The 13,276-nt window shown below is 61.7% G+C and carries 17 protein-coding genes; 13 read left to right on the top strand and 4 right to left on the bottom strand.

Annotated features, from left to right (window positions below):
• Positions 1-111: 111 nt before the first annotated feature.
• From ACIOMR_RS01515 to ACIOMR_RS01485, 7 genes are all read left to right on the top strand, one after another.
• The gene (locus ACIOMR_RS01515) at positions 112-990 is read left to right on the top strand and encodes an alpha/beta fold hydrolase (RefSeq protein ID WP_401191795.1); all 879 of its coding nucleotides are present in this window, start codon (positions 112-114) and stop codon (positions 988-990) included.
• Between the two features lie 110 nt (positions 991-1,100).
• A complete protein-coding gene (locus ACIOMR_RS01510; RefSeq protein WP_008432497.1) occupies positions 1,101-2,165 on the top strand; it encodes a nitronate monooxygenase family protein in 1,065 nt (354 codons plus the stop codon).
• A 117-nt stretch (positions 2,166-2,282) separates the two neighbouring features.
• Complete coding sequence (gene modA / locus ACIOMR_RS01505; RefSeq protein WP_003212594.1) at positions 2,283-3,050, top strand: molybdate ABC transporter substrate-binding protein; 768 nt, start codon at positions 2,283-2,285, stop codon at positions 3,048-3,050.
• Positions 3,051-3,731, top strand: a complete 681-nt coding sequence (modB, locus tag ACIOMR_RS01500; RefSeq protein WP_003212595.1) for a molybdate ABC transporter permease subunit — start codon at positions 3,051-3,053, stop codon at positions 3,729-3,731.
• Entirely contained in the window at positions 3,731-4,816 is a 1,086-nt protein-coding gene (gene modC / locus ACIOMR_RS01495; RefSeq protein ID WP_401191790.1) for a molybdenum ABC transporter ATP-binding protein, read from the top strand. Before modB ends, modC begins: the two co-directional genes overlap by 1 nt.
• A gap of 91 nt (positions 4,817-4,907) precedes the next feature.
• Complete coding sequence (locus tag ACIOMR_RS01490; RefSeq protein ID WP_003212597.1) at positions 4,908-5,936, top strand: DNA topoisomerase IB; 1,029 nt, start codon at positions 4,908-4,910, stop codon at positions 5,934-5,936.
• A 77-nt stretch (positions 5,937-6,013) separates the two neighbouring features.
• Positions 6,014-6,718: a YoaK family protein gene (locus tag ACIOMR_RS01485; protein ID WP_087693906.1), complete on the top strand. Its 705-nt coding sequence runs from the start codon at positions 6,014-6,016 to the stop codon at positions 6,716-6,718.
• A gap of 141 nt (positions 6,719-6,859) precedes the next feature.
• Here ACIOMR_RS01485 and ACIOMR_RS01480 read toward each other — a convergent pair whose 3' ends face one another.
• Positions 6,860-7,213, bottom strand: coding sequence for a hypothetical protein (locus ACIOMR_RS01480; RefSeq protein WP_087693907.1), 354 nt, complete (start codon positions 7,211-7,213; stop codon positions 6,860-6,862).
• Between the two features lie 109 nt (positions 7,214-7,322).
• On the opposite strand from ACIOMR_RS01480, the gene ACIOMR_RS01475 reads away from it, so the two are divergent.
• Positions 7,323-7,583, top strand: coding sequence for a hypothetical protein (locus tag ACIOMR_RS01475; RefSeq protein ID WP_003212600.1), 261 nt, complete (start codon positions 7,323-7,325; stop codon positions 7,581-7,583).
• A gap of 152 nt (positions 7,584-7,735) precedes the next feature.
• On the opposite strand, the gene ACIOMR_RS01470 is transcribed toward ACIOMR_RS01475, so the two are convergent.
• From ACIOMR_RS01470 to ACIOMR_RS01460, 3 genes are all read right to left on the bottom strand, one after another.
• Positions 7,736-8,047, bottom strand: a complete 312-nt coding sequence (locus tag ACIOMR_RS01470; RefSeq protein WP_008432487.1) for an AzlD domain-containing protein — start codon at positions 8,045-8,047, stop codon at positions 7,736-7,738.
• A complete protein-coding gene (locus ACIOMR_RS01465; protein WP_003212602.1) occupies positions 8,044-8,739 on the bottom strand; it encodes an AzlC family ABC transporter permease in 696 nt (231 codons plus the stop codon). Before ACIOMR_RS01465 ends, ACIOMR_RS01470 begins: the two co-directional genes overlap by 4 nt.
• Positions 8,740-8,811: 72 nt before the next feature.
• Positions 8,812-9,027: a hypothetical protein gene (locus tag ACIOMR_RS01460; protein ID WP_003212603.1), complete on the bottom strand. Its 216-nt coding sequence runs from the start codon at positions 9,025-9,027 to the stop codon at positions 8,812-8,814.
• Between the two features lie 177 nt (positions 9,028-9,204).
• Between ACIOMR_RS01460 and ACIOMR_RS01455 the strand changes: the two genes are divergently transcribed.
• From ACIOMR_RS01455 to ACIOMR_RS01435, 5 genes are all read left to right on the top strand, one after another.
• Positions 9,205-9,561 (top strand): metalloregulator ArsR/SmtB family transcription factor, encoded by a 357-nt coding sequence (locus ACIOMR_RS01455; protein WP_219407075.1) that lies wholly within the window; start codon positions 9,205-9,207, stop codon positions 9,559-9,561.
• 18 nt (positions 9,562-9,579) lie between these two features.
• On the top strand, positions 9,580-10,863 hold the full coding sequence (locus tag ACIOMR_RS01450; RefSeq protein WP_003212605.1) for an arsenic transporter: 1,284 nt from the start codon (positions 9,580-9,582) through the stop codon (positions 10,861-10,863).
• 13 nt (positions 10,864-10,876) lie between these two features.
• Entirely contained in the window at positions 10,877-11,347 is a 471-nt protein-coding gene (locus ACIOMR_RS01445; RefSeq protein ID WP_401191782.1) for an arsenate reductase ArsC, read from the top strand.
• Positions 11,348-11,427: 80 nt separating this feature from the next.
• Entirely contained in the window at positions 11,428-12,219 is a 792-nt protein-coding gene (locus ACIOMR_RS01440; protein WP_177035512.1) for an AraC family transcriptional regulator, read from the top strand.
• Positions 12,220-12,293: 74 nt separating this feature from the next.
• Positions 12,294-12,905: a LysE family transporter gene (locus tag ACIOMR_RS01435; RefSeq protein ID WP_401191779.1), complete on the top strand. Its 612-nt coding sequence runs from the start codon at positions 12,294-12,296 to the stop codon at positions 12,903-12,905.
• The last annotated feature ends 371 nt before the right edge of the window (positions 12,906-13,276 follow it).

The raw sequence follows: 13,276 nt of genomic DNA, 5'->3' as shown, positions 1-13,276 counted from the left end.
CACCTATATGTAACCCATTAAATTAATTTGACAGGTTACTTTTTCGAGCGCAGCCTGCGAAACCAGTAACCCAACAAATCAACTTATCCAGTTACGCAGAGGATTCCGATCATGTCGATTTCAGCCCCCGTTGTGCGCTACCAGCATGTTGATGCCGATGGCGTTCGCGTGTTCTACCGCGAAGCCGGCGACCCGTCTGCGCCCGTGCTATTGCTGCTGCACGGTTTTCCAAGCTCGTCCCATATGTACCGCGACCTGATCCCGCTGCTCGCCACCCGCTACCGGGTCATCGCCCCCGACCTGCCGGGTTTCGGCTTCACCGAAGTGCCTGCCGAACGTCATTACCACTACAGCTTCGATAACCTGGCGATTACCGTCGGCCATTTCGTCGACGCCCTGCAGCTCAGCCGTTATGCCCTCTACGTGTTCGACTACGGCGCACCGGTGGGCCTGCGCCTCGCCGTGGCCCACCCGGAACGGGTCAGCGCGCTGATATCGCAAAACGGCAATGCCTACCTGGAAGGTTTGGGTGACGCCTGGGATCCGATCCGGGCCTACTGGGCCGAGCCGAGCCAGGCCAATCGCGAGGTGATTCGCAACGCGGTCATCAGCCTGGAAGGCACGCGCTATCAGTACCTGCATGGCGTGTCGCAACCGGAGCTGGTGGCGCCGGAGTCCTACATGCTCGACGTGCTCCTGATGCAGCGTCCCGGCAATGACGAGATCCAGTTGGACCTGTTCCTCGACTACCGCAACAACCTGACGCTGTACCCGGCGTTCCAGGCGTTTTTCAAGGCCACGCAAGTGCCAGCGCTGGTGATCTGGGGCCAGAACGATCCCTTCTTCATCCCGCCGGGCGCCCATGCCTACAAAGGCGACAACCCCAATGCCGTGGTGGAATTACTCGACACCGGCCACTTCGCCCTGGAAACCCACGCCGCGCACATTGCCCAGCGGATTCATGCAGTACTGGGTGACGCCATCAACTGATAACCGCCCATGAAACACTGGATTCGTCCAGTGAATAATACAGACTGGCCTGGTGCTGCCTGGCCCTGCTAAAACGACGGAACAGCATTCCACCGTTGGAGAAGCGTCCCATGAGCACCTGGCCAGACACCCGAATTCTTGACCTGCTGGGCATCGAGTTACCGATCATTCAGGCGCCCATGGCCAATGCCACGAGCACGGCCATGGTGATTGCGGCCAATCAGGCCGGCGCCCTCGGTTCGATGCCGGCGGCGGCGCTCAGCATCGAGCAACTACGCGAAGCACTCACCACGATTCGCCAGGCCAGTTCGCGGCCGCTGAACGTAAATTTCTTCTGCCATCAGCCACCGACGCCGGATGCTCACCGCGACCTTCAGTGGAAGAACCTGCTGGAAACCTACTACCGTGAGCTGGGCGCCGATTTTGACGCGCCGACGCCCGTCTCCAACCGCGCACCGTTCAACAACGCCGCCTGTGAAGTGGTGGAAGAATTCCGCCCGGAAGTGGTGAGCTTTCACTTCGGCCTGCCGGAAAAATCCCTGCTGGACCGGGTCAAGGCCACCGGGGCGAAAGTGCTGTCGTCGGCTACCACCGTCGAAGAAGCCATCTGGCTGGAACAGCACGGATGCGATGCAATCATCGCCATGGGCAACGAAGCCGGTGGCCATCGCGGGATGTTCCTCAGCGACGACCTGAACAGCCAGATCGGCACCATGGCGCTGGTGCCACAGGTTGTCGATGCCGTGCGCGTGCCGGTGATTGCGGCCGGCGGCATCGGGGATGCCAGGGGCATTGTCGCGGCCTTCGCCCTTGGCGCGTCAGCGGTGCAGATTGGCACCGCGTACCTGTTTACCCCCGAGGCCACCGTCTCGAAGTCACACCACCACGCCTTGCGCACTGCCCAGGCCAGTGAAACCGCGCTGACCAACCTGTTCACCGGGCGCCCGGCGCGGGGCATCATCAACCGCGTAATGCGTGAGTTGGGCGCGATCAACCCCACGGCGCCGGCGTTCCCGCTGTCCGGCGGTGCGTTGATGCCGCTCAAGGCCAAGGACGAAGCCGGCTTCAGCAACTTGTGGTCGGGCCAGGCGCTGCGCCTCGGCAAAGACATCTCCAGCTATGACCTGACGCTCGAACTGGCCGCGCAAACCCTGGAAAAACTCGGCCGACGCTGATCCTGAACTCCCGGGACAACTTTGCGCTGTACCGGCAGTGGCCAACCGCTATATATTCCCATACATAGCGGTAGTCCCCCTCTGCCTAACAAGCCGCAAACCCCAAGGAGCTTCTTGATGATGATTCGCGCCTCACGCCTGGCCCCCACGGCCCTCGCCACCCTGATCGCCGCGTTTGGCTTCTCCTCGGCGAATGCCGATGAAGTACAGGTGGCCGTGGCTGCCAACTTCACCGCACCGATCCAGGCGATTGCCGCCGACTTTGAAAAAGACACCGGCCATAAACTGGTCGCTGCTTACGGCGCTACCGGCCAGTTCTACACCCAGATCAAGAACGGCGCGCCGTTTGAAGTGTTCCTCAGCGCCGACGACACCACCCCGCAGAAGCTCGAAGCCGAGGGCGACACCGTCAAGGGCTCGCGCTTCACCTACGCGGTCGGCACCCTGGCGCTATGGTCGGCCAAGGAAGGCTACGTCGATGCCAAGGGCGAAGTGCTGAAGAAAAACCAGTTCCAGCACCTGTCCATCGCCAACCCGAAAGCCGCGCCTTATGGCCTGGCCGCCACCCAGGTGCTGGCGAAGGAAGGCCTGACCGAGAAGGTCAAGGACAAGCTCGTTGAGGGCCAGAACATTACCCAGGCCTATCAGTTCGTCTCCACCGGCAACGCCGAACTGGGTTTTGTAGCGCTGTCGCAGATCTACAAGGACGGCAAAGTCACCAGCGGTTCGGCCTGGATCGTGCCGTCGTCGATGCATGACCCGATCAAGCAGGACGCGGTAATCCTCAACAAGGGCAAGGACAGCGCCGCCGCCAAGGCCCTGGTTGAATACCTCAAGGGTCCGAAAGCCGCCGCGGTGATCAAGTCCTACGGTTACGAGTTGTAAATGCCGCTGTCGAGTGCCGATTTTTCCGCGATCTGGTTGACCCTGAAACTGGCATCGCTGACCACGGTCATCCTGCTGATCATCGGCACTCCGATAGCCCTCTGGCTGTCGCGCACCCGCTCGTGGTGGCGCGGCCCCATTGGCGCGGTGGTGGCCTTGCCGTTGGTGTTGCCACCCACGGTGATCGGCTTCTACCTTCTGCTGACCATGGGCCCCAACGGCTACTTCGGCCAGTTCACCCAATGGCTGGGCCTGGGCACCCTGACCTTCAGCTTCGCCGGGCTGGTGATTGGCTCGGTGATCTATTCGATGCCGTTTGTGGTGCAGCCGTTGCAAAACGCCTTCTCCGCCATTGGCACTCGCCCGCTGGAAGTGGCCGCGACCTTGCGGGCCAATCCCTGGGACACCTTTTTCACGGTGATCCTGCCCCTGGCGCGCCCGGGGTTTATCACCGCGTCGATTCTCGGTTTTGCCCACACCGTCGGCGAGTTCGGCGTGGTACTGATGATCGGCGGCAATATTCCCAACAAGACCCGGGTCGTCTCGGTGCAGATCTACGACCACGTCGAAGCCATGGAATATGCCCAGGCCCACTGGCTGGCCGGGTCCATGGTGGTGTTTTCTTTCCTGGTGTTGCTGGCGCTCTACTCCAGCCGTAAAACCAAGGCGGGCTGGAGCTGATGTCGATGATCGAGGTACGCCTGCAACTGAAGTATTCCGGGTTTGCCCTGGACGTCGACCTGCACCTGCCCGGTCGTGGGGTGACGGCGCTGTACGGCCATTCCGGCTCCGGCAAGACCACCTGCCTGCGTTGCATCGCCGGGCTGGAGCGGGCTGAAGAGGGTTTCGTGCAGATCAACGACGAGGTCTGGCAAGACAGCCGCAAAGGACTGTTCGTGCCACCCCACAAACGCGCCCTGGGTTACGTGTTTCAAGAAGCCAGCCTGTTCCCGCATTTGTCGGTGCTGGCCAACCTGGAGTTCGGCCTCAAGCGCATCCCGCGCCAGCAACGCCGGGTGGAGATGAGCCACGCCACCGAACTATTGGGCATCGGCCACCTGCTGGACCGCCATCCGCAGCACCTTTCCGGCGGTGAGCGCCAGCGCATCGGCATCGCCCGCGCCCTGCTCACCAGCCCGAGTCTGTTGCTGATGGATGAACCGTTGGCCGCGCTGGACAGCAAACGCAAAAGCGAGATCCTGCCGTATCTCGAACGCCTGCATGACGAACTGGAGATTCCGGTGCTGTACGTCAGCCATGCCCAGGACGAAGTGGCGCGCCTGGCCGATCACATCGTGTTGCTCAGCGACGGCAAGGCCCTGGCCAGCGGCCCCATTGGCGAAACCCTGGCCCGGCTGGACCTGCCCATGGCCCTGGGCGACGACGCCGGTGTGGTGATCAACGGCACCGTCAGCGCCTACGACGCGCACTACCAGTTGCTCACCCTGCAATTGCCCGCGAGCCAATTGCAGATGCGCGTGGCCCATGCACCATTGGCGCTGGGCAAACAGTTGCGTTTCAAGATCCAGGCGCGGGACGTCAGCTTGAGCCTGCAGGCCGAGGAACACAGCAGCATCCTCAATCGCCTGCCGGTGACGGTGACCCAGGAAATCCCGGCGGACAACGCAGCCCACGTGCTGGTAAGCCTGGACGCCGCCGGCACGCCGCTGCTGGCGCGCATCACCCGTTACTCGCGGGACCAGTTGCAGCTGCATCCCGGCCAGACGCTGTGGGCGCAAATCAAGGCGGTGGCGGTACTGGCCTGACTGCCCGACAGCTGCTACGGGGGAGCAAACTTGTTGGCACGACCGCAAAACCCTGCGGTCAATCAGAAATACCTGCCAAGGAATTTGCGCCATGCCCGATCCTGCGTTGCTTGCCGACCTGCCCCGCGACCTGCATTACGTCGACGATACCCAACCCGGCCTGTCCCGGAAAAAGCTGCGGGGCAAATTCCAGTACTTCAAGGCCGACGGCACGCGCATAACCGATGCCGACGAAATCAAACGCATCAACGCACTGGCAGTGCCGCCGGCCTATACCGATGTGTGGATCTGCGCCGACCCGCGCGGCCATCTGCAGGCCACCGGGCGGGATGCCCGGGGGCGCAAGCAGTACCGCTACCACCCGCGCTGGCGCGAGGTGCGCGACACCGACAAATACTCCCGGCTGCAACAGTTCGGCAGCGCGCTGCCCAAGTTGCGCAAACAGTTGGAAGCACAGATCGAGGCGCCAGGGTTCAATCGGGAAAAGGTCCTGGCCACGGTGGTGCTGCTGCTCGACGCCACCCTGATCCGCGTCGGCAATACCCAATATGCCCGCGACAACCGCTCCTACGGCCTGACCACCCTGCGCACCCGCCATGTGGATATCAAGGGCAGTGAGATCCTGTTCCAGTTTCGCGGCAAGAGCGGCATCGAGCACCAGATCAGCGTCAAGGACCGGCGCCTGGCCACGGTGATCAAGCGTTGCCTGGAGTTGCCGGGGCAGAACCTGTTCCAGTACCTGGACGAGAATGGCGAGCGCCATACCGTCAGTTCCACCGATGTGAATGCCTACCTGCACACCCTGACCGGCGCGGATTTTACCGCCAAGGACTACCGCACCTGGGCCGGCAGCGCCCTGGCGCTGGCAGTGCTGCGCGAGCTTGAGTGGCAGCCGGAATCCGACGCCAAGAAACATGTGGTGGAGATGGTCAAGAACGTTGCCAAGCAACTGGGCAACACGCCGGCGGTGTGTCGCAAGTGCTACATCCACCCGGCGGTGCTGGAGCATTTCAGCCTGGGCGAACTGGCGAAACTGCCAAAGCCCCGAGTGCGCAAAGGCTTGAAGGCCGAGGAAGTCGGGCTGGCGATGTTTCTGGAGCAACTGGCCGAACGCCTGTAAGTGCGCCAAGTCATTGCAGCGGAGCACGAAGCGCCCTACGGTAGTGGCCGGATAATCTCACCGAGGAACCCGGCCCCATGTTGCCTTCATCCCTGAAGCCCTACACCAACGCCGCCTTGCTGCATCGCCACAAATGGCGCGGGCGTGTCGGGTTGCTGCTGGTGGCGAGCCTTTCCGTGCTGGCGGGCATGACCGATGCGATTGGTTTCATGGCCAGCGGGGATTTTGTGTCGTTCATGAGCGGCAACACCACGCGCCTCGCCGTGGCGATCAGCGAAGGCGACCTGGGCCTTACCGCGCGCCTGACACTGCTGGTGGCGACGTTTATCGCCGGGAATGCGCTGGGCGTGATGGTCAGCCGCGTCAGCCGGCGCCACGCCCTACCCTTGTTGCTGTGCATCGCCACCCTGCTGTGCGGGGCTGCGGCCTGGCCGTTCGCCGATCAATTGCCGGCGTTGCTGGCAGCGATCATCGCCATGGGCATGCTGAATGCCGCCGTCGAAGAAGTGAACGGGTTGCCCGTGGGGCTTACCTATGTCACCGGGGCGCTGTCACGCTTTGGTCGCGGACTGGGCCGCTGGATGCTCGGTGAACGCCGCAACGGCTGGCGCGTGCAACTGATCCCGTGGGCCGGAATGTTTGTGGGTGCGGTGATCGGTGCGTTGCTGGAGCACCACATGGGGATTCGTGCGCTGCTGGTCAGCGGGGTGCTGTCGGCGCTGTTGGGGCTGGTGTCGCTGAAGATTCCGCGGCGCTGGCACCTGGGGTACATGCCCCGCTAGAAAACAGTTGCCCTCCCGACGCTCCGGCCTCGACATCCCTGTACCGGTAAAGAGCCGTCACGCCGGGTGAGCGGGAAAATACTAAAACAATGCCTGCGGGACTGTCCGCAGGGCATTTCTGAACTTTTCTAACGGAATGGATTACAGGCAGGTCGCCAGTGCCGCCAGGCGGCGCTTGGCCGGATAGTCATCCTGGGCCGCGTAATAGTTGACGGAGGCGCCGGCGCCGGCACTGCGCACGTCGACAAAATAGTCACCTGCCGTGGTGTAGATGGTGAAGCCACCAGCCTGTGCAGGCTCCATGAAACCACCGGCATCCACCCCGAACACCGCTTCATCCTGCCAGCCGAACTGGATGCACTGGGCAACCACCAGCGGAGCCTTGTCCGAGGCCAGGGTTTTGTAGGGCGCGCCGGTACGCGCCTCTTTCATCTTCGAGCCCGCGCAACCGGCCAGCGATGCCAGGACCAAAGCGCCAATTACCACCATCCGCATACCGAAGCTTCCTTGGAAAAAACGCGACTGTACCATTAGCAGGCGACACCGAAGGATTATTGCGTCACCCTGCCGCCTACTTACGAACCCGCTTTTACCCGGAAACCCCATGACACCCAATGCCGAGCGCTACAACCCCTCCACCGACTACGCCGACAAGCTGATCAGCCGCATCGGCCAGACGCCTTCGTGGATCGCCAAACGCATCGGCGTGACCGACAAACGCATCCGCTACATCCTTGACGGCGAGCGCACCGTGAAGGGCGAAAGCACCCCGATCCAGATGACCTACACCGAGCAATTTGCCCTGGAATGCCTGGCGGCCGAGGCGAAAGCCAACAAGAAAGCCGCCGCCCCGGTTATCGAATAGCTGACAGATTCATGAACTTTGTTTCACTGTGAAGGAAGACCTCGCCGCCTATAGTCGGCAGGCTCATTTTTAAGAAGTCTCCCTTCCAGCCTGCCCTCCCGCAGGCTTTTTTTTGCCTTGGTTTTGCTCCCCCCGTAGCAGGAGTTTGTTGGTCAGAGCAGCCAGCGGAACAGATAGAACAGCGCCATGCTCAGCAACACGGTGATCAGCACGCTACGGGTCCAGAACATCAACGCCACGGCGCTGATTCCGGCCAGCAGGTAGGGGTTGCCCACACTCAGGTTGAGCTTGTGATCAGCCAGGAAAATGATCGGGCCGCAGATGGCGGTGAGCATCCCCGGTACGGCAAACCCGAGAAACTCCCGCGCCCCGCGATTGAGGCGCACCGGCAGGCGCGGCTCGAGAAACAGGTAGCGGTTAAGAAACACGATCAGGCCCATGCCAAAAATCATCACGAAGATCATTGTTGCCCTACTCCCAGCCGCTTGCAGGCAAACCCTGCGCTCATCCCCAACACACCGGACACCACCACCGCCGATTCCCAGTGCAGGTAGCTCAGCCAAACCGAGCACAGCAACGACACGGCTACGCAGACGATGGTCGGCACGTCGCGCACTACCGGGGTGATCAGGGCGATAAAGGTCGCTGCGATCGAGAATTCCAGGCCCAGTTGATCCAGCCCGGGAATGCTTTTGCCGAGCACGATGCCGGCGAAGGTAAAGACGTTCCAGATGATATAGAACGTCAGGCCGACGCCCAGGGCGTACCAGCGATTGAAGGTCTGGCGGTCGTACTGGCTGACCAGGGCGAAGAATTCGTCGGTCAGCAAAAAGCCCAGGCTCATGCGCCACCTTGGCTTGAGCGGCGACAGCGTGGGACGCATGTGCATGCCGTAGAGCAAATGCTGGGAGGTCAGCAGCAAGGTGGTCAGCAGGATCGAAATCAGGCTGGCGCCGCTCTTGACCATACCGATGGCCACCAATTGTGCGGCACCGGCAAACACGATGGTCGACAGCCCCTGGGCTTCCAGCGGCGTGAATTGGGCATCAATTGCAGTCGAACCGGCCAGCAATCCCCACGGCGCACACGCCAGGGACAATGGAATGATCGCAATCGCGCCACGGGAAAAGGCATTCAGAGGCAGAGCGTTAGGCATACACAACAAGCTCATCGACAGTCAGTCGACAAGCATGCCAGCGGTATCAGGGATTGTCTTGAACGATCGTGCTCAAGCCAGTTTGACCGACACCCGCTCCACCGCGTCCCGGGCTTCGCGCAGTTCGTGGGCGTCCTGGTTGAGCCGGTGGATGGTATTGAGCAGGCGCTGGCGCAGCACTTCATCGCTGAGCTTTTCGACGGCGCGCATCAGGTCAAACGCCGCGGTTTCGTTATTGTCCGCGACGGAATCCAGGGTCTTGCGCAGGTTGCGAGTGGCACGGGTCACACGTTTTCTTCCTTCATCACCAATGGGCAGGCACTTTAGGACATTTGTGTTTCAGTTTAATTTCAACCACTTGTCATCGATTGTCGGGCACTTGACGCAGGTCAATCGAAACAAGGTTTGACCAATACATATGGAAATACGTATATTCGTATTTCCATATGTATCAAGGCACTGACCATGTCAGATCTTTTCTCCCCGCCCAACGTCTTCAAATGCCTGGCCGACGCCACCCGCGCCAGGCTGACGTTGTTGATCCTGCGTGAAGGCGAACTTTGCGTGTGCGAATTGATCCATGCTCTGGACGACAGCCAGCCGAAAATCTCCCGCCACCTGGCGCAACTGCGCAGTTGCGGGTTGCTGCTGGACCGTCGCCAGGGCCAGTGGATTTATTACCGCCTCAACCCGGCCTTGCCGGAGTGGGTGACGGAAGTGCTCGACACCACCCTGCAAGCCAACCAAGCCTGGTTAAAAACAGACGCCCAGCGTCTGGAAACCATGGGTGACCGACCACAACGGGCCAGCGCCTGCTGCTGATCCTGCGGAGAGCTTTTCATGCTTGTAGCCGTTGCTATCTTTCTGTTCACCATCATTTTGGTCATCTGGCAGCCCAAGGGCCTGGGCGTCGGCTGGAGCGCCACGATGGGTGCGATCCTGGCCCTGGCCTGTGGGGTTATCAGCCTGGCCGACATCCCGGTGGTGTGGCACATCATCTGGAACGCAACCGGGACCTTTGTCGCGCTGATCGTCATCAGCCTGCTGCTGGATGAGGCGGGCTTCTTTGCCTGGGCTGCCTTGCATGTGGCGCGCTGGGGCCGTGGGCGCGGTCGGCGACTGTTCGCGTACATGGTGCTGCTGGGCGCGCTGGTATCGGCTTTGTTCGCCAACGACGGCGCGGCGCTGATCCTCACGCCCATCGTGATGTCGATGCTGTTGGCGTTGCGCTTTTCCCCGGCGGCCACCCTGGCGTTCGTCATGGGCGCCGGGTTTATCGCCGACACCGCGAGCCTGCCGCTGGTAGTCTCCAACCTGGTGAACATCGTCTCGGCCGACTATTTCAAGATCGGCTTCAACGAATACGCCGCAGTGATGGTGCCGGTGAACCTGGTGAGCGTCGCCGCGACCCTCGCCGTATTGCTGTGGTTTTTCCGCCGGGACATTCCGCAAACCTACGACCCGGCAGACCTCGACGACCCTGCCAGTGCGATCCACGACCGCGCCACTTTCCGCGCCGGCTGGTGGGTGCTGGGCATCCTGCTGGTGGGCTGCTTTGCCCTGGAACCGCTGGGCATTCCCATCAGCGCAATTTCTGCCGCCTGCGCCATATTACTGCTGGTGATCGCCGCCAAGGGCCACAAAATCTCCACCCGCAAGGTGCTGAAGGAAGCGCCCTGGCAGATCGTGATTTTCTCCCTGGGCATGTACCTGGTGGTCTACGGCCTGCGTAACGCCGGGCTGACCGACTACCTCGCGACCTGGCTCGACACCTTCGCAAGCTATGGCGTATGGGGCGCGGCCTTGGGCACCGGTGTACTCACCGCGCTGCTGTCTTCGGCGATGAACAACCTGCCAACCGTGCTGATCGGCGCGCTCTCCATCGAGGCCAGCCACGCCGTGGGCGTGGTCAAGGACGCGATGATCTACGCCAACGTGATCGGCAGCGACCTAGGCCCCAAAATCACCCCTATCGGCAGCCTGGCGACCTTGCTCTGGCTGCACATCCTGGCACGCAAAGGCATCACCATCACCTGGGGTTACTACTTCAAGGTCGGGATCGTGCTGACCCTGCCGGTACTGTTGATCACCCTCGCCGCCCTGGCCTTGCGCCTGAGTTTCTGACGGAGTTCGCTTGATGAAAGTCCTGTTCATGTGCACCGCCAACAGCTGCCGCAGCATTCTTTCGGAAGCCTTGTTCAACCATCTGGCGCCGGACGGTTTCCAGGCCATCAGCTCCGGGAGCTTCCCCAAGGGCCAGGTGCTGCCACGCAGCCTGACCACGCTGAAAGCCGCCGGCATCAGCACCGAAGGCTTGTACAGCAAGGGCAACGACGCCTTTGAAGGCAGCCCGCCAGACATCGTCGTCACCGTATGCGACAAGGCTGCCGGAGAAGCTTGCCCGGTGTATTTCGGCCCGGCGCTCAAGGCGCATTGGGGATTGGAGGATCCGTCGGATGTTCAAGGCGATGAAGCCCAAGTCGACCCCGCGTTCCGCGCCACCCTGGAAATCATTGAACGACGCTGCCGGGCTTTTTTCGCGATCCCGTTCGCCAGCCTGAGTCCCGTTGAACTCAAGGCCGAGCTCGATCGCATCGCCACGCTATAACCGGAGAGCCGGGCGAGTAGTCGATCTGAAGCCCTTTTCCGGCGTATGCTCGCGGGCAACGGTCACAGCGAGCCCCCTCAATGAGTTCCATGCAGCACGCCTGGCTGGGCAACTACGAAGTCAGCAGCACCACCTGCACCGGCCTGACATTTGCCCGCCACAGCCATGATGAATGCGTGATCGGCGTCAACCTGCTCGGCGAGGAACAGGTGTGGCTGGATCGTCGCACCTTCGAGGCCGGCCCAGGCAGCATCACCCTGTACAACCCGGGGCAGATTCAAGGCGGCGGCGCGGCCGAAGGGCAGCCGTGGCGGTTTGTCAGCTTGTATGCGACTGCCGAGCAATTGGCAGCTGACCTGGGCCTGGCGCACCTGGAGTTTGACCGTTCGCTGTGCTTCCAGCCGGCGTTGGCGATGAAACTCGCCGGGGCGATTGAAGGTGCGTTGAGTGTCGATCCGCTGGCCCGGGAGCTGAGTGAGGAAGCCCTGGTGGTGCTGCTCGGCGAAGTCGTCGGTTGCAGCGGCGTCCGCTTGCCTGGCAGCACTGCGGTGGGACGCGGGTTGGTGATCAAGGCCCAGGAATTGCTGGCTGAAAACCTGCACCAGGCGGTGGCACTCGAGACCCTTGGTGACGAGTTGGGCCTGTCGAAATTCCATCTGCTGCGGGCTTTTCAGAAAGAAACCGGGCTGAGTCCACGCCAGTGGGCGATGCAACTGCGTACCCGGCGCGCCAAGGGGCTGTTGCGCTCAGGCGTTGCGGCGTCGCAGGTTGCCCATGCCTTGGGGTTTGCTGACCAGAGCCATCTGAATCGGCATTTCCGGGCGGCCTACGGGATCACACCGGGGCGCTATCAACGCGTGCTCAAGGGCTGAAAAGCGCAATCTGGTTCAAGACGACTTACACACCCTTCCCTAAAATGCCGGCCATCACTTGAAGGAAAGCAGGCATGTTGACGATCTTTTTTTCGGCGCTGGTGTTTGGGTTTGTGTTTTGCCTGTCGCCGGGGGCGGTGCTGGCGGAGACGCTGCGCCGTGGGCTGTTGCAGGGGTTTACCCCTGCGCTGTTGGTGCAGATCGGTTCGCTGGTGGGCGATGCCGTGTGGGCGGTGATCGGGCTTACGGGCATGGCGTTGTTGATCCAGCATGAGTCGGTGCGGGTCCCGCTGACGGCCGTTTGTGGGCTGTATCTGGCCTGGCTCGGGATTCGCAGCCTGATGGATGCCTGGCGCTTGCCAGAGGCCGGGAGTGCGCCGGCCAGGTCCGGGCAGAATGCGCTGGTGGTGGGGGCGGCGATTTCCCTGGCCAATCCGAAGAACATTGTCTATTGGGGGGCGCTGGGGAGTGCGTTGTCGGGGATAGTCGGAGCGGCGCCTAGCCATGGGCAGACGTTGATGTTTTTTGCGGGGTTTATGCTGGCTTCGGTGTTGTCGTGTTTTTTGATTGCGGGGTTGGTCAATTTGCTGCGGCGGAATGCTTCGCCCATGTGGCAGAGGGTTAGCTATGGGGCCTGTGGGGTGGTGCTGCTGTATCTGGCGATGTTGGCGTTGCGGGGGATTTGAGGGGGCATATCCGCTATTTGGGTGACGGCGGCCTATGGTTCCGCTCTTACAGCGGCTCACTTTGGAAAAGCCGGAATGCCGGCCCAGCCCAAAGTGGGCAAAGGGCTCCGCAATACCTGCGTTCGGCCTCGGGCTTATTGGGGCAGTCAGATCAAGATCAAAAGCAAGAGCACGGCGGCCTGAAAGCCGACCTGAGTGTTAAAAGCAAAAGCAATGACCAGAGCGAAAACAGATCTGCTTTTCTGTGGGAGCGGGCTTGCTCGCGAAAAACCTGAGAGCGCCGCGTTCATCCAGAATACCCACGTCATCGTTAACGACCTTCGCGAGCAAGCCCGCTCCCACATTTGGACCGTGCCCGCTTTAGCTTTTGA

The sequence above is a fragment of the Pseudomonas sp. NPDC087814 genome (genome assembly GCF_044742865.1).
GTDB lineage: Bacteria > Pseudomonadota > Gammaproteobacteria > Pseudomonadales > Pseudomonadaceae > Aquipseudomonas.
This window is presented reverse-complemented; position numbering and strand designations above follow the sequence as displayed.

Coding starts and splice junctions, on each gene's coding strand:
- ACIOMR_RS01515 (WP_401191795.1), top strand. CDS start 112: ATGTCGATTTCAGCCCCCGTTGTGCGCTACCAGCATGTTGATGCCGAT.
- ACIOMR_RS01510 (WP_008432497.1), top strand. CDS start 1,101: ATGAGCACCTGGCCAGACACCCGAATTCTTGACCTGCTGGGCATCGAG.
- modA (WP_003212594.1), top strand. CDS start 2,283: ATGATGATTCGCGCCTCACGCCTGGCCCCCACGGCCCTCGCCACCCTG.
- modB (WP_003212595.1), top strand. CDS start 3,051: ATGCCGCTGTCGAGTGCCGATTTTTCCGCGATCTGGTTGACCCTGAAA.
- modC (WP_401191790.1), top strand. CDS start 3,731: ATGTCGATGATCGAGGTACGCCTGCAACTGAAGTATTCCGGGTTTGCC.
- ACIOMR_RS01490 (WP_003212597.1), top strand. CDS start 4,908: ATGCCCGATCCTGCGTTGCTTGCCGACCTGCCCCGCGACCTGCATTAC.
- ACIOMR_RS01485 (WP_087693906.1), top strand. CDS start 6,014: ATGTTGCCTTCATCCCTGAAGCCCTACACCAACGCCGCCTTGCTGCAT.
- ACIOMR_RS01480 (WP_087693907.1), bottom strand. CDS start 7,213: ATGCGGATGGTGGTAATTGGCGCTTTGGTCCTGGCATCGCTGGCCGGT.
- ACIOMR_RS01475 (WP_003212600.1), top strand. CDS start 7,323: ATGACACCCAATGCCGAGCGCTACAACCCCTCCACCGACTACGCCGAC.
- ACIOMR_RS01470 (WP_008432487.1), bottom strand. CDS start 8,047: ATGATCTTCGTGATGATTTTTGGCATGGGCCTGATCGTGTTTCTTAAC.
- ACIOMR_RS01465 (WP_003212602.1), bottom strand. CDS start 8,739: ATGCCTAACGCTCTGCCTCTGAATGCCTTTTCCCGTGGCGCGATTGCG.
- ACIOMR_RS01455 (WP_219407075.1), top strand. CDS start 9,205: ATGTCAGATCTTTTCTCCCCGCCCAACGTCTTCAAATGCCTGGCCGAC.
- ACIOMR_RS01450 (WP_003212605.1), top strand. CDS start 9,580: ATGCTTGTAGCCGTTGCTATCTTTCTGTTCACCATCATTTTGGTCATC.
- ACIOMR_RS01445 (WP_401191782.1), top strand. CDS start 10,877: ATGAAAGTCCTGTTCATGTGCACCGCCAACAGCTGCCGCAGCATTCTT.
- ACIOMR_RS01440 (WP_177035512.1), top strand. CDS start 11,428: ATGAGTTCCATGCAGCACGCCTGGCTGGGCAACTACGAAGTCAGCAGC.
- ACIOMR_RS01435 (WP_401191779.1), top strand. CDS start 12,294: ATGTTGACGATCTTTTTTTCGGCGCTGGTGTTTGGGTTTGTGTTTTGC.